The sequence below is a fragment of the Pseudomonas sp. TTU2014-080ASC genome (assembly GCF_001446935.1).
GTDB lineage: Bacteria > Pseudomonadota > Gammaproteobacteria > Pseudomonadales > Pseudomonadaceae > Aquipseudomonas.
Map to the genome: position 1 here is coordinate 727,821 of NZ_LKKK01000001.1, position 18,353 is coordinate 746,173.

General features: G+C 57.8%; 15 protein-coding genes. 8 read left to right on the top strand and 7 right to left on the bottom strand.

Annotated features, from left to right (window positions below; translation table 11 throughout):
* Positions 1 to 29: 29 nt before the first annotated feature.
* Positions 30 to 1,151 carry a beta-ketoacyl-ACP synthase III gene (locus tag AO726_RS03425; protein ID WP_058067082.1) on the bottom strand — a complete coding sequence of 374 codons (1,122 nt, stop codon included), beginning with the start codon at positions 1,149 to 1,151 and terminating at the stop codon, positions 30 to 32.
* Positions 1,152 to 1,657: 506 nt separating this feature from the next.
* On the opposite strand from AO726_RS03425, the gene AO726_RS03430 reads away from it, so the two are divergent.
* Positions 1,658 to 2,383: a substrate-binding periplasmic protein gene (locus AO726_RS03430; RefSeq protein WP_241492040.1), complete on the top strand. Its 726-nt coding sequence runs from the start codon at positions 1,658 to 1,660 to the stop codon at positions 2,381 to 2,383.
* Here AO726_RS03430 and AO726_RS03435 read toward each other — a convergent pair.
* The 4 genes from AO726_RS03435 to AO726_RS03450 all read right to left on the bottom strand — a co-directional run bounded on the left by AO726_RS03435 (position 2,380) and on the right by AO726_RS03450 (position 5,659).
* Entirely contained in the window at positions 2,380 to 3,693 is a 1,314-nt protein-coding gene (locus AO726_RS03435) for an FAD-dependent oxidoreductase (RefSeq protein WP_058067083.1), read from the bottom strand. The two genes, AO726_RS03430 and AO726_RS03435, sit on opposite strands and share 4 nt — an antisense overlap.
* Positions 3,694 to 3,734: 41 nt before the next feature.
* Positions 3,735 to 4,160 (bottom strand): hypothetical protein, encoded by a 426-nt coding sequence (locus AO726_RS03440; protein ID WP_058066642.1) that lies wholly within the window; start codon positions 4,158 to 4,160, stop codon positions 3,735 to 3,737.
* A 119-nt stretch (positions 4,161 to 4,279) separates the two neighbouring features.
* Positions 4,280 to 4,717: an HIT family protein gene (locus AO726_RS03445; protein ID WP_058066643.1), complete on the bottom strand. Its 438-nt coding sequence runs from the start codon at positions 4,715 to 4,717 to the stop codon at positions 4,280 to 4,282.
* Positions 4,718 to 4,810: 93 nt separating this feature from the next.
* A complete protein-coding gene (locus AO726_RS03450) occupies positions 4,811 to 5,659 on the bottom strand; it encodes an oxygenase MpaB family protein (RefSeq protein WP_058066644.1) in 849 nt (282 codons plus the stop codon).
* A gap of 178 nt (positions 5,660 to 5,837) precedes the next feature.
* On the opposite strand from AO726_RS03450, the gene AO726_RS03455 reads away from it, so the two are divergent.
* Together AO726_RS03455 and AO726_RS03460 are read left to right on the top strand one after the other, a co-directional pair.
* Complete coding sequence (locus tag AO726_RS03455; protein WP_058066645.1) at positions 5,838 to 6,542, top strand: glutathione binding-like protein; 705 nt, start codon at positions 5,838 to 5,840, stop codon at positions 6,540 to 6,542.
* A 201-nt stretch (positions 6,543 to 6,743) separates the two neighbouring features.
* Entirely contained in the window at positions 6,744 to 7,958 is a 1,215-nt protein-coding gene (locus AO726_RS03460; protein ID WP_058066646.1) for an MFS transporter, read from the top strand.
* A 45-nt stretch (positions 7,959 to 8,003) separates the two neighbouring features.
* Here AO726_RS03460 and hrpA read toward each other — a convergent pair whose 3' ends face one another.
* Positions 8,004 to 12,035 carry an ATP-dependent RNA helicase HrpA gene (hrpA, locus tag AO726_RS03465; RefSeq protein WP_058066647.1) on the bottom strand — a complete coding sequence of 1,344 codons (4,032 nt, stop codon included), beginning with the start codon at positions 12,033 to 12,035 and terminating at the stop codon, positions 8,004 to 8,006.
* Between the two features lie 205 nt (positions 12,036 to 12,240).
* Here hrpA and AO726_RS03470 point away from each other — a divergent pair, with 205 nt between their 5' ends.
* The 5 genes from AO726_RS03470 to AO726_RS03490 all read left to right on the top strand — a co-directional run bounded on the left by AO726_RS03470 (position 12,241) and on the right by AO726_RS03490 (position 17,412).
* Positions 12,241 to 13,188, top strand: a complete 948-nt coding sequence (locus tag AO726_RS03470) for an alpha/beta fold hydrolase (RefSeq protein ID WP_058066648.1) — start codon at positions 12,241 to 12,243, stop codon at positions 13,186 to 13,188.
* A 245-nt stretch (positions 13,189 to 13,433) separates the two neighbouring features.
* Complete coding sequence (locus AO726_RS03475) at positions 13,434 to 14,357, top strand: ABC transporter ATP-binding protein (RefSeq protein WP_058066649.1); 924 nt, start codon at positions 13,434 to 13,436, stop codon at positions 14,355 to 14,357.
* Complete coding sequence (locus AO726_RS03480; RefSeq protein ID WP_058066650.1) at positions 14,354 to 15,088, top strand: ABC transporter permease subunit; 735 nt, start codon at positions 14,354 to 14,356, stop codon at positions 15,086 to 15,088. The genes AO726_RS03475 and AO726_RS03480 overlap by 4 nt, the downstream gene beginning before the upstream one ends.
* A gap of 8 nt (positions 15,089 to 15,096) precedes the next feature.
* On the top strand, positions 15,097 to 16,932 hold the full coding sequence (locus tag AO726_RS03485; RefSeq protein ID WP_058066651.1) for a GldG family protein: 1,836 nt from the start codon (positions 15,097 to 15,099) through the stop codon (positions 16,930 to 16,932).
* A 270-nt stretch (positions 16,933 to 17,202) separates the two neighbouring features.
* Entirely contained in the window at positions 17,203 to 17,412 is a 210-nt protein-coding gene (locus AO726_RS03490; RefSeq protein WP_058066652.1) for a cold-shock protein, read from the top strand.
* Between the two features lie 81 nt (positions 17,413 to 17,493).
* Here the strand turns inward: AO726_RS03490 and dsbG are convergent, their stop codons facing one another.
* Positions 17,494 to 18,267 carry a thiol:disulfide interchange protein DsbG gene (gene dsbG, locus AO726_RS03495; protein WP_058066653.1) on the bottom strand — a complete coding sequence of 258 codons (774 nt, stop codon included), beginning with the start codon at positions 18,265 to 18,267 and terminating at the stop codon, positions 17,494 to 17,496.
* Positions 18,268 to 18,353 lie beyond the last annotated feature (86 nt).

An 18,353-nucleotide genomic window follows, 5' to 3' on the forward strand; every position in this document is an offset into this window, starting at 1 on the left:
CCAATGCGGCGCTGCTGATCTAAAGCGGATTAGCGCTTGCGCAGAATCACGCTGCCGATGGAGTAACCGGCACCGAACGAGCTCAGCACACCCAGCGCACCAGACGGTAGATCGTCCTGATGCTTGTGCAGTGCAATCACCGAACCGGCCGAACTGGTGTTGGCGTAAGTATCCAGAATCACCGGAGCCTCATGCGGCTCAGCATCACGCCCCAACAGCTTGCGGATGATCAGCAGGTTCATGTTGAGGTTGGCCTGGTGCAGCCAGAAACGCTTCACATCGTTAACGTTGAGGTTGTTCTCCTGCAGGTGCGTCGCGATCTGCTCGGCCACCATCGGGCACACCTCTTTGAACACCTTGCGACCTTCCTGCACAAATAGCTTGTCGACAGCGCCTATGCCCTCTTCCGCACAGCGGTTGAGGAAGCCGAAGTTGTTGCGGATGTTGTTGCTGAACTGAGTCGCCAGTTTGGTGCTGACGATGTCGAACTGATGCTTGGAGGTGGCCTGATCGGCACGCTCAACAATCACTGCAGTGGCCGCATCACCAAAGATAAAGTGGCTGTCGCGGTCGCGGAAGTTCAAATGGCCAGTACAAATTTCCGGGTTAACCAACAGCACCGCACGGGCTTGGCCCAGCTGCACGCTGTTGGCTGCGGCTTGCAGGCCAAAGGTCGCCGACGAGCAAGCGACGTTCATGTCATAGCCAAAACCGTTGATGCCCAGCGCAGCCTGAACCTCAATGGCCACAGCCGGATAAGCACGTTGCAGGTTGGAGCAAGCGACGATTACACCGTCGATATCCGCAGCCGTACGACCGGCCCGCTCAAGGGCTTCTTTGGCGGCAACTACAGCCATCTCGCAGAGGATGCCCCACTCGTCGTTGCTGCGCTCTGGAATGCGCGGGGTCATGCGCTGCGGGTCAAGGATGCCATCACGATCAATGACAAAACGGCTCTTGATGCCTGACGCTTTTTCAATAAAGGCACTGCTGGATTCATTCAGTGCCTCAACTTCACCGCTGGCAATAGCAGCAGCATTGTCGGCATTGAATTGCTGCACATAGGCGTTGAAGGCCGCCACCAACTCATCGTTGGAAATGCTATTTGCAGGGGTGTACAACCCGGTACCGCTGATAACGACGTTGTGCACGGTCATTCCTCTTGTTCATCGCCACAGGCAGCGATCAATTATGCAAAAGCCCCGATCCAACAACCGGGGCAAAAGTCGGGGGGACAGGTACTGTTATGGATTCGATTTAATTGACCTGTATGAACGTTAGATTCTGCCACACCAAAGGCTTATCCGTCCGCTCACTCGATCAGGTTATATGCACCAAACTACCCGTTATCAGGGCAAAAATGCCAGCAAAGTGGGCGAACATGGCATTTCCGCATGCTCAATAGTGCGCTCCAAGATGCCCCACGCACAGCTACAGACTGCGCCTGGCAATGCCTTGGGGATTGACTAATAAGTCACGGCATGAAAAAAGATTAGAACGGCTTCACAAATAGTACGAAGTTACCTGGTTGCCATTTGCCGGCATTGACTACGGTCTACCGCCCCTAACGCTTCGAACCATCCTGAACCGTACGCTTTGCGATCTGTGTCGGCTGGGCTGATCCAGCCGTGTTGTCACACTTGCTCTGGAATTTCAGGTGCTCAAGTTCATAGCTGCTTGCCTGTTGCTGGCCTGCACAACGCTTCAGGCTGACCAGTCCCCCCTGCGCTTTGCCATCAATGACAGTTGGGGCATGCCGATGGTTCGCATCGAACATGACACTGCCGTAGAGGGCATTTTGGTTGATCTGCAGCGGGCGCTGGCTGCCAAGGTTGGCCGTGAAGCAAAGCTGATTGTGTTGCCGCATATGCGCGTCGAGCGGGCGATGGACTCCGGGGATATCGACGTGCGCTGCTATGTGAGCCCAAGCTGGATTAACGCAGGCCATAAGCGCTTTATCTGGACTCGTCCCTTTATGAGTCAGCGCGATCTGCTGGTCAGTACCGAACCGGGCAGTTTTAAGGTCGAGGAGTTGCAGCGAGAGCGTATAGGCACCGTACTGGGTTTTAACTACCCACGCCTGCAACCACTTTTTGAGCGCGGGCAGTTATTCCGTGAAGACACCCGCACGCAAGATCAGGCGCTACTGAAACTACGAGCCGGTCGCTACCGCTATGCCATCACCAATGAACACTCGCTAGCCTGGTTCAACCGCCATCAAACGCCAGAGCAACGCCTGTTTGCTCAAAGTGTGCTGGCCACCGTACCCGTCTCCTGCATTGTTCGTAATGAACCGGATGTGCCCGTGCTTGAGCTGTTGCACGCCATGGAGCAAATGGCCGAGGAAGGCAGGTTTGATCAGATAATTAACGAATATCGCTAGAGCGCAGCAGTCGACTCTTCCTCAGAGACACCATCGCGGATGGGAGCGGGCTGTTGTTTACCGTCCCAACAGTGCAGTTCGCATGCACTGGCGTTAGCCCACCAGCTTTGCCGTCCGCCAACCAGAGTGCTTGCAGCATGATGGCGACCCAGCGGGTTATGCCGGGCCAACACCATCAGCACATCACGCACCAGGCCCCAGCTTTGGGTGTGGGACTGAAATAACGGCGTTAACAGCCGGCTGGCCTGACGGTAGAAGCGCAGATGTGTATGGCGCGCCTGAGCGTATCCGGCAAACGTCTCCGGCCAGTTCGCTGCAGTCACGGCTTGCCTGGCAGCACAGGCCGCCAGCGCAGCGGCATCCACCAGGGCCATATTCGCGCCCTGCCCCAGCTGCGGGCTCATGGCGTGAGCACAGTCCCCCACAGCCAATACCCGACCATCATGCCACTGCTGCATGCGCACATCGGCATAGACCGCCTGACTGATCTGTTCAGGCTGACTGATCTGCTCCAGATAAGGCTCAGCAGCGGAACCGGCTAATGAAAGTACGTCAGCCTTCCAGGCATCAATCCCACCTTCACGCCAGTGAGCGAACCCTGTAACTGGAATGCTCCAGAACAAACTGCTTAAGGCTTGCTCGGGCGCGTGATAAGGCCTGCCTGTTGGCATGATCCCGAACATCTGTGAACAACCTTGATACCACTGGCGTAGCTCAGTGCTCGCAGCATTAATCGGGGTGGGCACCAGACTCCAGAGCGCGCCCCACGGATAAGGCTCGAACCACTGCTTTACCTTCATCTGCTGACGCAACACTGAGCGCACACCATCAGCGAGAATCAGCGCACTGAAATCCCCCACGTGCTGCTCTGCGCCCTGGCCGTCAGCGCGAAACAGCTGTACGCAATTAGCCTGCTGGCTGAAGCGACTGATTTCGACTCCGGTTTCAACCTCTACGCCAGCTTCCCGCAGCGCGTTGCGCAGGACGGTCAGCAGCACACTGCGGTGCATGCCCATGCCGAAACTGCCCGGCTTCCAGTGGGCATAGCGCGTGTCCAGAATTGTCCGGCCTTTCCTGGTGGTGCCGTACAGGCGGCTTACCGGAGCACCAAAGCGGCTGCATTCGGCCAAAAGCCCCAGTTCCTGCAAAACAGCCATGCCTGAGGGTTGCAACAACACTCCGGCACCAACCGCCTGCAATGACTGCACGCGCTCCAGCACCCGCACACTGAACCCCAGACGACGCAAAAACAGTGCGCAAGCAAGTCCCGCCGTGCCTGCGCCGACGACCGCTACAGATAGTCCCTGCACAGGCACTCCCCCCTCAAAACCAAGATGGCAACCAAGCGTCCCTATTCTTCAACAGGTGTGATGTAGACGCCTTTGATGTTATCGGTACGAATGCGGAATGCGTGCTGGCTGCCAGCCTCTACGCTAAGCGCCTGCTCCAGATTCAGACGGCCCTTACCGCACAAGGTGTCATCCGCCTTATCGATGCCGATACCCAATACACGAGTACCTACCGGCACCTGAAACTGCGCCTCTTCGCCAACGCCAATCCGGGCGGCGACCTTACGGTCGATCAAGACGGCGATATAGCAACCTGCGCCCATACCGCCCAAATCGCGGCTAACCGTGATCTGGCCACCCGTCGCCAGCGGTTGCTGGTGACTGAGTAGGCGATCCGCTGGAACTGGTCGGATATCCTCCGGCGCTACCTTCCAGGATGAGCAACCGGTTACCAAAGACAATACAAGTGCCGCACCGATCAATCGCATAGCAGCCCTCCATGGGCAGATGAATGCAGAAAATGGGCAAAACAGATGCTGCTGCGCCAGGCTTAAGCGCCTTACGCAGCAGCATCAGCATGGCACAGGGAGGTACGTCAGTACGATAGTTATAATCCCAGACGACGCTGTATCCGTGCCTGCAAAGCAGTCAGCACGTCGTCGTCAGCCTTACCGGCGGCATGAATACCCAACGCCTCGCCGTCAAAGCGCGGAATGATATGGACATGCAAGTGGAACACGGTCTGCCCGGCTGGTGCGCCGTTGAACTGGGCGATTTGCACGCCTGCAGGCTCAAGCTCTTCGGCGATCACGCGGGACAGTTTTTGCACCACGCCCATCACCTTACTCAGGTTGTCCGGATCGATTTCCAGAATGTTGCGGGCAGCGGCACGCTTGGGAATAACCAACGTATGGCCATAGGACTGGGGAAACAGGTCAAGGAAGGCCAGTACATCGTCATCTTCGTAGACTTTGTAGCACGGTGCTTCACCGCGAATGATCTTGGCAAAGATGTTCTGGTCGTCGTAGTCGCCATAGAGGCTCATAGGTTCACTCCATACAGTTGCAGTCTGACCCCGCCACGATACCGGCTTATTTCGTGCGGGAGAAATCCGCTGTGCAGATCAGCGGGCAAGCCTTCAAACCAGAGGTTTGCCGCTGCGCAGGCGACGGCGCATATCCCACAGATAATAATTGAGCGGAAACTGACGCAGGATGCGCGGTTGCAGCTTGAGCAACACGCGTATGAGCCTCATCAGACGGTCAAAACGGCGTTGCTCAGAGGCCGTCCAGCGCATGTACATAGCGTTGCGCAACGGTTCCGGCAAGCAGCCTGCCACCACAAACCGGTGCAGCCGCGCAAACAGCCACTCCACACCGCGCGGCAACATCTTCAAATCGATCAGATCATTGAAGAAGCGCCGGGTCGTGTCATCAATCTCAAGCGTGCTTAGCTGCGCATCCCAATATTCCTGAAACGCTGCACGATTGGCCGGCCACATTTCCGCGCGCACCTGCAACGTAGTCCCCAGGCGAGTGCTGTGGGCGTAAAAAGCATCAGCGGTGGCCTCATCCATAGGCCCGCGCACCTTCTCCAGCAGATCGACAAAACCGTAATACAGACACGCCGCAACCCACAGTTGCAGGTTCGGGTCAAAAGCGTTGTAGCCCACCGGGCTGCCTGGTTTGCTGCGTATGAACTGATGCACCTGATTCACCTCCTGGCGATATGCCTCACGCTCTTCCTCGCTGCCAAGCATGGCGACGGCGAGATACGTGAGCGTAGTTCGCAGGCGTTTGAACGGATGCTGCATGACGTTGCCACTGCGTACAGTGCTCTCCATTACACCGTAAGCAACAGGTTGCAGGCCCAGTTGCATGATCACATTAGCGGTACCGCCGAGAAAGGCCGTGACACCGATGATGTGCTCACCAATATTAAAGTGATCGGATTGCATAAGGTGTACGCTGGGGCTCTCGTCTGTCATATCAACACTCTTCCATAAGATTTACAGAATAGCCGTTGCTCCTGGCCGTCATGAAGCCTGCACAGCTGTTCAGCTACTCAGGGAAACTTTCGACAGCCGGCCCATGAAATTCTGCAAGACTGCCCCCAGCTCTTAAAGCCCGCTACTCTGGATCACTGACCTAATGAACGGAGGTTCCATGTCAGATCTCTCAGCTTTCCCGATTACCCGTAAATGGCCTGCAAAACACCCCGAGCGCCTGCAGCTGTATTCGCTGCCAACGCCAAACGGGGTGAAGGTTTCAATCATGCTGGAAGAGACCGGTCTGCCTTATGAGCCGCACCTGGTCAGCTTTGACACGAACGACCAGTTAAGCGAGGCCTTCCTGTCTCTGGCCCCAAACAACAAGATTCCAGCCATCCTCGACCCCAACGGCCCGGACGGAAATGCTCAGGCACTGTTCGAGTCTGGCGCGATCCTGATCTACCTGGCCGACAAAACCGGTCAGCTTCTGGCCAAGAGCGGTACGCAGCGTTACGAAACCTTGCAATGGCTGATGTGGCAGATGGGTGGTGTGGGACCGATGTTCGGCCAACTGGGCTTCTTCCATAAGTTCGCGGGTAGCAGCTACGAGGACAAACGCCCGCGTGACCGTTTTGTCGCCGAGTCGCAACGACTGCTCGGGGTGTTAGACCAACATCTGCAAGGCCGCGAATGGATCATGGGCGACGATTACAGCATTGCCGATATCGCCGTATTCCCGTGGGTGCGGAATTTGATCGGTTTTTATGAAGCCGCTGATCTGGTCGGCTTTGAGAAATTCCCACAGGTGAAGCGTGTTCTTGAACGCTTTGTCCAACGCCCGGCGGTTGTCCGGGGGCTGAATATTCCCGCGCGCGGCTGAACCCAGAGAGTCGTGTTGCGCTCAGGGCCGCAGAACTCGGCCCTGAGCCGCTTAAAACCTTTAGTTATAAATAGCGAACTTTAGAAAATCACTCAGCCTGATTTGTACTATCAAAACACTCAGGTATTTGAGTGCCCGCTCCCGTTCTTATACTCGCGCTCATTCTGTCCAATGGACTTAAACCAGCTTGGAAGCGCGATCATGTCGATATTCAGACCCACGTTGCAGCACCACCAACAAAACAAACTCCAGCAATGGCTCGCGCTTATCTCGGTGTCCATGGGCGCGTTTGCGCTGGTTACCAGTGAGTTTCTGCCAGTAGGCGTACTTAACGACGTCGCCACCGACCTGAACATCAGCTCCGGAGACGCAGGCCTGATGGTCACTCTGCCCGGAGTAATGGCGGCCCTGTCAGCAATTTTTACTTCAGTGGGCATCCGAGCTCTCGACCGCCGCTACCTGTTGATCGCACTGACACTGCTGATGATAGTGGCCAACATCCTGACCTCATTCGCCTCAGACTTCGGCACACTGCTGTTCGGACGAATCCTGCTCGGCGCAAGTATTGGGGGCTTCTGGGCCACAGCCATTGCCCTGAGTGCCCGGCTCGCTCCCGATGGCGTTGATATCGCCAAGGCCAGCGCCATCACCATGGCAGGTGTGACCCTGGCAACCGTGGTCGGCGTTCCCTTAGGCACTTGGCTCAGTGGTTTGATGGGTTGGCGCATGACTTTTATGGTCACCGGGCTGCTGGCCATCCCGGTGCTGCTGATGCAAGTCTTCTGTCTGCCACAGCTGAAACCGGAAAAGGCCATCGGCATCCGTGATCTGCCTGCGTTGCTGTATATCCCGAAAGCACGGGTGGGCATGATTGCGGTACTGCTGATCGGTCTGGCGCACTTTGCGGCATACACCTACGTTGCGCCCTTCTTCAAATACAACGCCCATTTTGATGCGGCTACGATCAGCTCGCTGCTGTTGGTCTATGGGGCAGCCGGTGTCGTTGGGAATGCCTTCGCTGGTTATGCCGCTAATCGCAGCGTACGTCACACCCTGACACTGGTGGCGCTCTTACTGGGCAGTAGCGCCCTGCTGATTCCGCAATTTGGCACCAGCCTAAACGGGGCTGCCATGCTGATCGCGATATGGGGCTTTGCCTTCGGCGCATTCCCGACCACCGCTAACATCTGGATGTTCGTGGTCGCGCCTAAAGACGTTGAGCGTGGCATGCCGCTGTTTGTCTGCCTGTTCCAGGTCAACATCGCGTTGGGATCGTTCTTCGGCGGGCGCTTGGTTGACAGCATCGGCGTCAGCAGCCTGATCAGCCTAAGCACCATTCTGGTGGCCATCGGCATCGTGACCATCCTCGTCTACGGCCGCTCGGTGAGTAACAAACAAGTGGCTCTGGCCAGTTGATAAAGCAAAACGGGCGGCCCTCACAGGTCGCCCGTTTTTATTGGATCAGGCCTCGACCTGACTCCACTGCTTACTCAAACGCTTATCCGAAACCGGCTGCTTGGTACCCAGCTGCTGAGCGAACAGTGACACGCGGTACTCCTCCAGCAACCAGCGGTACAGCTCCAACTGCGGGTCGCGCTTGCCTTCCTTACGGTGTTTACCCAAGCGCGCCTGATACTGCTCCCAATAGCCTGCCAGCTCGCCACTCCAGACACGGTCGCGCTGCACCTGACTGCCGATTTTGTCCAGCCGCTGTTCAATTGCCTTGAGATAACGCGGGATTTCCTTAAACCACTGCGCCGGGGTTTCGCGGACAAAACCGGGATATACCAGATTGCTCAGCTGTAATTTGATGTCATTGAGCGCCATGGCCTGAGCCAGGTCGATCTTGCCTTTAAAGCGCTTCTGCAAACCGTGCCACAGCTTGAGAATTTCCAGCGTCAGTCGCGCCAAGCGTTCAGCATGGCTGGTCCAGTCACCGCGCTTGCTTTCAGCCAGCGCAGCCAGCCCGGCGCCATCGCGGGGCAGCGGCTCAGCACCTTCCAGCACGCAGCTGTCGAGGCTGGCCAGCAAAATGTCTTCAACCAGCGCTTCGATGCGGCCTTGCTCGCGGTACAGCAAGCCCAACTCAGTCAGCCCCGGTAACTTGCCGCGTAGGAATTTGGCCTGCTCGCTCAACTGTTGCAGAAGCAGACGTTGCAGAGCACGGCGATGTTGGAAATCGGCCTCGGCCTGGGTCGAGAAGCGCCCTTCCTTAACCACGCCGCCCTCTTCCACCAACGCCGGATAAACCGTCATCGACAGCCCCGCGACCTTCTGCTGAGTCTTCTCGGCGACGTTATTGAAGGCCTTGGCCTCCACCGGCTTCTGCGTCTTTTCCGTCTGCGGCAGCGCCAGACCGGCCTGACCTTCGGCGCTGAAACGAGCAGTCAGCTCAGCCAGATCACGGCCCTCGCCCAGCACCTTGCCCTGATTATCGACCACCTCGATATTCATCCGCAGATGCGGCTCCAGCTGCGCGGCAGACTCGGCCCAGGCCTCATCGCTAATGCGCACACCGGTCATACGCAGCAACTCACGTCCCAGCGCATCGTGCAGGCTGCCGTCGGCAAAGGTGATCTTGTCCAAAGCCGCGCCAACAAAGTCAGGCACCGGCACAAAGTTTTTGCGCAGAGCTTTCGGCAAGCCGCGCACCAGTGCCAGGCAACGCGCTTCCAGCAGACCCGGCACCAGCCACTCCAACCGTTCCACCGGCAACTGCGGCAACAGAGCAGCCGGGGCACGCAGGGTCACGCCATCACGCGGGTGATTAGGCTCGAAGTGATAGCTCAGCAGCAGCTTCAGCTCACCGATACGTAGGTTGTTCGGGTACTGCGCGGCGGTCACTTCGCGGGCGTCGCGGGCCAGCACGTCCTCTTCCTGCATGATCAGCAGGTGCGGGTTCTTCGCGCTTTCGGTTTTGTACCAGCTGTCGAAGGTGGCGGTCTGATAGATGTTCTCTGGCAGGCGCGTGTCGTAGAAGGCGAACAGCGCTTCTTCGTCCGCCAGAATGTCGCGGCGGCGGGCCTTGGCTTCCAGCTCATCGAGCTTTTCTAGCAACTGCCGGTTAGCCGTCAGGCAACGAGCGCGGGAGTTGATCTCACCGCCAACCAGACCTTCACGGATAAACAACTCACGGCTAGCAGCCGGGTCAATCGGCCCAAAATGCACGGCACGGCGACCGACCACAATCAGCCCGTAGAGGGTGATCTGTTCATAAGCCACTACCTGCCCGCGCTTCTTCTCCCAATGCGGTTCGAGATGGTTTTTCTTGATCAGGTGCCCGGCCAGCGGCTCAATCCAGTCCGGCTCAATCTTGGCCACCATACGCGCAAACAGCTTGCTGGTTTCCACCAGTTCAGCGGCCATGATCCAGTTTGGCTTTTTGCGCCCAATTACTGAGGACGGATGCACCCAGAAGCGGCGCTGACGGGCACCGAGGTAATCGCCGTCGTCAGTCTTCTGGCCGATCTGACTGAGCAGGCCCGCCAGAATCGCCTTGTGTACCGCAGCGTAATTTTTGCTGCGCTGGGCCGCCTGTTCCTTCTCGGCCAGCTCTTTGGCCTTTTGCGCAGCGCTCAGTTGCTGATCCTGCTTCGGCGCATTCTGCGCTGGCTGTGGTTTGTTCTGCCCGCCACGCTGACCTTTACCGCTCAGTTGCAGATCGCGGCACAGCAGCACCAGCTGGCGGTGTGCATCACGCCACTCACGCAAACGCAGGTAGTTGAGGAAGTTCTTCCGGCACCAACTGCGCAGCGCGCTACTCCCCAAGGCCTGACGTTGTTCCTCAAAGCCGTTCCACAGGTTGATCAACGCAGCGAAATCGGAATCCACATCCTTCCACTGCGCATGGGCTTGATCAGCGGCCTGCTGACGATCACTCGGACGCTCACGCACATCCTGCACCGACAAGGCGCTGGCGATAATCAGCGTTTCGTCGAGACTGCCCTGCTTCGCCCCTTCCAGCACCATACGGCCCAGACGCGGGTCCACCGGCAGCCGCGCCAACTGGCGGCCAATCGGGGTTAACTGGCCTTCGCGGCTAACCGCTGAAAGCTCTTGCAGCAGATTGAAACCGTCGCTGATGGCCTTGCCATCTGGCGGCTCGATAAAGGGGAAGTCCTCAATCCGGCCCAGACGCAAATGCAGCATTTGCAGGATGACTGCGGCAAGGTTGGTACGCAGGATTTCCGGGTCAGTAAAGGCCGGACGGCTGTTGAAATCCTCTTCGCTGTACAGGCGGATACAGATACCCGGCTCAACACGACCGCAGCGACCTTTGCGCTGGTTGGCGCTGGCCTGGGAAATCGCCTCAATCGGCAGACGCTGCACCTTGGCCCGATAGCTGTAGCGGCTGATACGCGCCGTGCCGCTGTCGATCACATAACGAATGCCCGGCACCGTCAGCGAGGTCTCCGCGACGTTGGTGGCCAGCACGATTTTGCGTGCCCCCATCGGCGCGAAAATTTTCTGCTGCTCAGCCGGTGTCAGCCGCGCGTACAACGGCAGCACCTCGGTCATGCGCAAATTGGCTTTGCGCAGCACTTCAGCGGCATCGCGGATTTCCCGCTCGCCGGGGAGGAATACCAGAATATCGCCGGGGCGCTTGCCTTCGGCCTTCTCATAAGCGCTGATTTCATCCAGCGCGGCGAGAATCGCCTGATCCACCGACAGGTCTTCTTCGACGCGGTTGCCGTCTTCGTCCTGCTCAGCCGCCAGTGGCCGGTACCAGGTTTCCACCGGATAGGTGCGGCCGGACACTTCCACAATCGGCGCGCCACCGAAGTGCTTGGAAAAGCGCTCCAGGTCGATGGTCGCCGAGGTGATGATCAGCTTCAGATCAGGCCGACGCTCCAGCAGGGTTTTCAAAAAGCCCAGCAGGAAGTCGATATTGAGGCTGCGCTCGTGGGCCTCGTCGACAATGATCGTGTCGTACTTTTCCAGATAACGGTCGTGCTGGGTTTCAGCCAGCAAAATACCGTCGGTCATCAGCTTGATCAGGCTGCGCTCGTTGCTCTGATCCTCAAAGCGCACCTGATAGCCGACTAACTCGCCCAACGGCGTGCCGATCTCCTCCGCCACCCGCGTCGCCACACTGCGCGCTGCCAGACGACGCGGCTGGGTGTGGCCGATCAACCCGCTGACACCGCGCCCCAGCTCCAGACAGATTTTCGGCAACTGAGTCGTTTTACCCGAACCGGTCTCACCGGCAATCACCACCACCTGATGCTTGGCGATGGCCGCTTTGATTTCGTCACGCTTGGCGGCAATCGGCAGCGCATCGTCATAACGGATCGTCGGCACACTCAAACGCCGCGCTTCGACCTTGGCTTTGGACGCATTAAAGCGCTCCAGCCACTGCGCCAGCTTGGCCTCATCCACCGGAGTCTGCTTACGCAGCTCATGCAATTGCCGGCGCAAGCGATGGCGGTCAGCCAGCAACGTCTGGTCGAGGTTCTTCAGCAGTTGATCAAAAGCAGGAATGGCGTTGGTCATGCGAACTGTCGTGCGGATTTTTGAAGGGCGGGATTGTCGCAGATTTGCAGGGTCGGGTCAGGCGCTGCTCGACAAGCTATGAAACCTGCTGCTTCCTTTGCTTGTCTCTTTAGCCGGTAAGTGCAGCGTTTTTTATAAATGAGATAAATCCTAAGCTAGTATTGGCCGGGACGAATTTCCGATGCGCTCAGAGAAAGGACCGGCCATGAAGCGTTTCGCCAGGATCGTACTGATTGCTCTCGCACTGATGGCACTGACGTTTGCCATCGCGGCGATCTCCAGCTGGGCACCGGATCGGGAGGTTGCCGAGCTGAAGCAGCGCTGGGCGCAGCCGCCCTCACAGTTTGTGGCCATAGACGGCATGCTCGTGCATGTCCGTGATCAAGGCCCGCGGGACGATCCAGCGCCTGTCGTGCTGCTGCATGGCACCTCTGCCAGCCTGCATACCTGGGAAGGTTGGGCGGCGGTGCTGCAGGATAAGCGCCGGGTGATCAGCCTCGACCTGCCTGGCTTCGGCCTGACCGGCCCCTTCCCTGACGGCGACTATCGCATCAGCCACTACACACAGTTTCTCGGCAATCTGCTGGATCATCTGCAGGTGAATAAAGCCGTACTGATCGGCAACAGTTTTGGCGGGCAACTGGCCTGGCAGTTCAGCCTGGCCCAGCCGCAACGGGTCAATCAGCTTGTGCTGGTGGATGCAGCGGGTTATCCGCGTGCGGCCACCTCCGTTCCGATTGGCTTTCGCGTTGCGCAGATTCCGGCACTGGCACCGCTGATGACCAAGCTGCTGCCGCGCTCAATGATCGAGTCCAGCATCCGCAATGTGTACGGTGATCCAGCCAAAGTCAGTGAAGATCTGATCGACCGCTATTACGAGTTGACTTTGCGTAGCGGCAACCGCGAAGCCCTGCGCCAGCGATTCATTCAAGCCAGCTCCGATGAGGATTACAAAGCCATCGCCCGCATTCAGGTGCCGACCCTGATTCTTTGGGGTGGCCGCGATGAGTTGATTCCCCAGATCAACGCTGAGCACTTTAAGCGCGATATAAAAGGCAGCCGCCTGGTGATTTTCGATCAGCTCGGCCATGTGCCGCAGGAGGAAGACCCGCTGCAAAGCCTTGCTCCGGTGCTGAGCTTTATTGCGCGTTAAATCCATATGCCAGACCGCCCGCTGAGTGGAGCGGTCTGTACAACAGTGCAAGCAAACCCTTGTAACAACTGCCTTTTAGCGAAAAGCCCCAGTACCGACCAAGGTTGTAGTGAACTGGGCAATGACTCCGCCGTCAGTATCTTGCGTTGCCGGCCGTCGACTCCTTATAGTCCGCCGGCATTCTGAAGTCCTGCTTCGCCAGCAGCGGCTACAAGCAGGACCGACTACCGCAATGGTGAGAGTCCATGATCGAAATAAAAAATCTAACCAAGCGTTTTGCGCAGCACACTGCGGTTGATGACCTGTCTTTCAGCGTCCAACCCGGTGAGGTGTTGGGTTTCCTCGGCCCGAACGGTGCCGGTAAATCCACAACCATGAAGATGCTCACGGGATTCCTTGCGCCCACAGCCGGTACGGCCAGCATTTTCGGTTTTGATATCCGTAAGAACACCCTCAAGGCCCAGCAGCAGATCGGTTATCTGCCCGAAGGCGCGCCCTGCTATGGCGACATGACAGTGCGTAGCTTCCTTGAGTTCATCGCCGAAGTGCGCGGTTTCAAGGGCGCTGAAAAGCGTGAGCGCGTCGCTAAAGCGGTGGCTCAGGTGGAACTGGATAAGGTGCTGGATCAGAGCATCGAAACCCTCTCCAAAGGCTTCAAACGCCGCGTCGGCCTGGCTCAGGCGATCCTGCATGATCCGCGTGTGCTGATCCTCGACGAACCCACCGATGGCCTTGATCCGAACCAGAAGCATCAGGTGCGCAAGCTGATCCAGAGCCTGGCACAGGACAAGATCGTGATCATTTCCACCCACATCCTCGAAGAGGTGTCCGCTGTCTGCACCCGTGCAGTGGTCATCGCCCACGGCAAGCTGCTGGCAGACGGCACGCCGTTGGAGCTGGAAAGCCGCTCTCGCTATCACCAGGCAGTGACGCTGGTGGCCGCAGAACCACTGGATAAAGACGCGCTGGCCGCCCTGCCAGGTGTTGCCGGTGTGGAAGAAAACACACTTGAGAACAGCCTGAGCGTGCTGGCCAAACCGGGGGAAGTGATCTTCCCGCAGGTCAATGAGCTGATTGCTCAGCGCGGCTGGAAAGTGAGTGAGTTGAATGTGGAACGCGGGCGGCTGGACGAAGTGTTCCGCAGCCTGACCCGTGGGGAGGTGGTATGAGTCAGTTATCCGTGGTCTTCAAGCGTGAGCTGGCGAGCTACTTTGCGACGCCGCTGGCTTATGTGTTCATTCTGATTTTTCTGGTGCTTTCCGGGGTTTTCACTTTCTATCTCGGCGGCTTCTTCGAAGGCGGCCAAGCCGAGCTGTCGGCGTTCTTCAACTTCCATCCGTGGCTGTACCTGTTCTTGGTGCCGGCCATTGCCATGCGCCTGTGGTCTGAAGAGCGCAAGAGCGGCACCATCGAGCTGCTGATGACCCTGCCTATCACCCGCTTTGATGCGGTCACAGGTAAGTTTCTCGCAGCGTGGGTGTTTGCCGGTCTGGCGCTGCTGCTGACCTTCCCGATGGTGCTGACGGTGAATTACCTGGGCCAACCGGACAACGGTGCCATCCTCACCGGTTATATAGGCAGCTGGCTGCTGGCCGGGGCTTACTTGGCCATCGGCTCATGCATGTCGGCACTGTCGAAGAATCAGGTGATCGCCTTCATTCTGGCGGTGAGCGTGTACTTCCTGTTTATCGTCAGCGGCTTCCCGATGGTGCTGGACGGTTTCAGCGCCTGGGCACCGCAATGGATGATCGACTCGGTGGCCTCGCTGAGCTTCCTGACCCGTTTCGATGCGATCAGCAAGGGCGTGATTGATCTGCGCGACTTGCTCTATTTCGTCACCCTGATTGCGGCCTGGCTGGCGGCAACTGCGGTGGTCATCGACCTGAAGAAAGCTGACTGAGGACGCCCATGAAAAAGCTGATGGTTTCCAGCGCCGGGCTCGTCGTCATTGCCCTGGCGTTTCTTGCCTTCAACCTGCTCTCCAGCTATGGCCTGAGCGGCCTGCGCCTGGACCTGACCGAGCAGAAGCTGTACACCCTGTCCAAAGGTACCGAGCAGATTCTCTCGGAGCTGGACAAGCCGGTGGAGCTGAACTTCTTCTACTCCAATGCCGCAACCAAAGACGTACCGGTGCTGCGCACCTACGCCAAGCGCGTCGAGGAAATGCTCAAGGCTTACCAGCTTGCAGCCGGTGGCAAGCTGAAGCTGAACATCATCGACCCGCAGCCGTTCTCTGAAGATGAAGACCGCGCCGCTGAATACGGCCTGCAGGGTATTCCTCTGCAGCAAGGCGGTGATTCGATCTACTTCGGTCTGGCCGGTAAGAACGCCGAAGGCCATGTGCAGGTGATTCCGTTCTTTGCACTGGATCAGGAGGAGTTCCTCGAATACGAACTCAGCCGTCTGGTGCACAGTCTGGCCAAGCCTGAGCTGCCGGTTGTCGGCGTGCTGTCTGGGCTGCAGGTCAACGGTGGCTTCGACATGATGGCGCGCCAGCCGACCCCGGCCTGGATGCTGATCGAAGAAATCCGCCAGATGTTCCAGATCGAAAGCCTCAAGCGCGATGTGGACAAGATCCCGGATAACGTCTCGGTACTGCTGCTGATTCATCCGAAGGACCTGTCCGAGCAGACCCGCTATGCGATCGACCAGTTCGTTCTGCGCGGCGGCAAGCTGCTGGCCTTCGTCGATCCGTACAGCGAAGCCGATACCCAGGGCGACATGCTCAGTGGCGGTGGTTTGGATAAGAATTCCGATCTGCCTGAGCTGTTCAAAGCCTGGGGCGTGCGGATGGTGCCCGATCAGGTTCTGGGCGACGGTGCCTACGCCATGGCCATCAACATGGGTCAGGGCCAGCGCCCGGTGCGTCACGCCAGCTGGATCAACCTGCCGCAAAACGCGTTGGACCAGAACGACATCAGCACCAGCGGCCTGGAAAGCATCACCATGGCCACACCGGGTATTCTGGAGCAGATTGAAGGAGCGAAAACCACCTTCACACCGCTGATCCGCAGCTCGCAGTACGCCATGCCGTTTGATGCCAAACGCTTCGGCATGCTGGCCAACCCGGAAGAGCTGATCCGCGAACTGCAACCGACCGGCGAACGCTACACCCTGGCGGCCCGTATCAGCGGTCCGGCGCAGACAGCTTTCCCGGACGGTATCGAAGGTCAGAAAGATGGCCTGAAGCAAGCCGACAATATCAACGTCATCGTGGTGGCCGACACCGATATGCTGGCCGACCGCATGTGGGTGCGCGTGCAGGACTTCTTCGGTCAACGCATTCCTCAACCATGGGCCGACAACGCCAGCTTTGCGATTAACGCACTGGACAACCTGGCAGGTTCCGAAGCCCTGATCAGCGTGCGCTCACGCGGGCGCTTCACCCGCCCGTTCGACGTCGTTGAGAACATTCAGCGCGAGGCTGAGGCCCGCTTCCGCGAGAAAGAGCAGGCCTTGCAGGCTCAACTGGCGGATACCGAGAAGAAGCTGGCCGAACTGCAACAGAACGAAGACCCAAGCAAGCCGCTGGAGCTGACGCCTGAGCAGCAAACGGCCGTGCAGCAGTTTGTGCAGCAGAAGCTGACCATCCGCAAGGAGCTGCGCGACGTGCGCTACCAGCTCAATGCAGATATTGATGCACTGGGGCGCACCCTCAAGTTCATCAACATCGGTCTGGTCCCACTGATGCTCACACTGGGCGTTCTGGCCCTGTGGCTGTGGCGTCGCCGTAAACAGCGTTAATCCTCCCTCAATGCCGTGGCAGAGCCCCTTCTCTGCCACGGCAGTTCTGTCGCGAAATAGTGCTTATATTCTGGGAACGACCTCGTATCCCTGAAAACTGGTACTAGCCCGCGAAATTTCACGAAAAATCTCATACATAGTTAAAAGTACGGACGTACAGCTATTGCTTTGCTGAGCAATACGCTGTTTTATAATCGTTCTCTGGTGATGGCTGCTCTGCCGGCACGCTATCGTCGAAAAATAAAAATTTGTAGGCTGGAGATTCAGGCAATGGCTGATCGCGAGACAGGCACCGTTAAGTGGTTCAATGATTCCAAAGGTTATGGTTTTATCCAACGCGAAAGCGGTGCGGATGTTTTCGTCCACTTCCGTGCGATTCGCGGTGAAGGCCATCGCACTCTGCTCGAAGGGCAGAAAGTTGAATTTGCAGTAACTCAAGGCCAAAAAGGCCTGCAGGCGGACGACGTAGCGGCTCTGTGAGCCTCGACTCTCTGATCTGAAACAAAACGCCCGGTCACTGTACCGGGCGTTTTGTTTTACGGTGCAGCCACAGCCTCCGACTCAGGCATCTGGCAACGGCCCCAAAATCTGCTGCAATGTTTCAGCTCGTGGGGCGCCTTGGTGCTGCTGCAAACGGTCACCGTCCATATAGAAAATCGCAGGTGTAGCCGCTGCGCCAAGATCCCGCATCAGAACAAGATTCGCCGCCAACTTACCGTTGATAGCATCCGGTATACGCACCAGCGGTCTTATATTGCTGTCCTTGCCAGCGGCTTCATGGTTGTTCAGCGCAGTTTGCGGGGATTTAGAACTGAGTATCGCGGCGGCTTTTCCGGCGCTGTCTTCACGCAAAATCCCTACCAATACGTGACGCAATTGCACATTACCGGCCTTCACCCATGGCCGTGCCTGCTTCCAGAACTGACTGCAATACGGGCAGTTTGCATCAGCAATGACATAGACAATGCGGGGCGCATCCGCCGCACCATCCAAAACCCATGTGCTGAGCTCCAGGCGCTGCCAGAACTCCTTGCCCATAGGCTGATACACCAGTTTATCGACCGGTTCTTTGCTCAGATCATTGCCCTGCGCATCGTAAAGACTGCCGACAAGTACATTCTTGCCGTCAGGCGTCAGGTACATCGCAATGCCCTGCCCGTTGTAACGTGCGGCAAAGCCTTGCAAGCCATTGGGCGCGTCGAAGCGACCGACGACCTTCGGCCCGCGTTTCTCAATGGCCTGAATGGGCTCCGGCCACTGCTCAGCCAGAACCTGCTGGACCGTCAGAGTAGCCACTGTCGCCCCCATAAAGCCCAGAGCACGCAATACTTTCATGCTTAATCTTCAACCTTCGATTAATGATGCATCAGCCTGATTATCATCTGGCTTGAGCACGGATGATGCAGACATGAGTGATACTG

Excerpts from the sequence above, each read along its gene's own strand:
- AO726_RS03440 (WP_058066642.1), bottom strand. The coding sequence starts at position 4,160 with ATGCGATTGATCGGTGCGGCACTTGTATTGTCTTTGGTAACCGGTTGC.
- AO726_RS03490 (WP_058066652.1), top strand. The coding sequence starts at position 17,203 with ATGGCTGATCGCGAGACAGGCACCGTTAAGTGGTTCAATGATTCCAAA.
- AO726_RS03450 (WP_058066644.1), bottom strand. The coding sequence starts at position 5,659 with ATGACAGACGAGAGCCCCAGCGTACACCTTATGCAATCCGATCACTTT.
- AO726_RS03480 (WP_058066650.1), top strand. The coding sequence starts at position 14,354 with ATGAGTCAGTTATCCGTGGTCTTCAAGCGTGAGCTGGCGAGCTACTTT.
- AO726_RS03470 (WP_058066648.1), top strand. The coding sequence starts at position 12,241 with ATGAAGCGTTTCGCCAGGATCGTACTGATTGCTCTCGCACTGATGGCA.
- AO726_RS03445 (WP_058066643.1), bottom strand. The coding sequence starts at position 4,717 with ATGAGCCTCTATGGCGACTACGACGACCAGAACATCTTTGCCAAGATC.
- hrpA (WP_058066647.1), bottom strand. The coding sequence starts at position 12,035 with ATGACCAACGCCATTCCTGCTTTTGATCAACTGCTGAAGAACCTCGAC.
- AO726_RS03455 (WP_058066645.1), top strand. The coding sequence starts at position 5,838 with ATGTCAGATCTCTCAGCTTTCCCGATTACCCGTAAATGGCCTGCAAAA.
- AO726_RS03460 (WP_058066646.1), top strand. The coding sequence starts at position 6,744 with ATGTCGATATTCAGACCCACGTTGCAGCACCACCAACAAAACAAACTC.
- AO726_RS03475 (WP_058066649.1), top strand. The coding sequence starts at position 13,434 with ATGATCGAAATAAAAAATCTAACCAAGCGTTTTGCGCAGCACACTGCG.
- dsbG (WP_058066653.1), bottom strand. The coding sequence starts at position 18,267 with ATGAAAGTATTGCGTGCTCTGGGCTTTATGGGGGCGACAGTGGCTACT.
- AO726_RS03485 (WP_058066651.1), top strand. The coding sequence starts at position 15,097 with ATGAAAAAGCTGATGGTTTCCAGCGCCGGGCTCGTCGTCATTGCCCTG.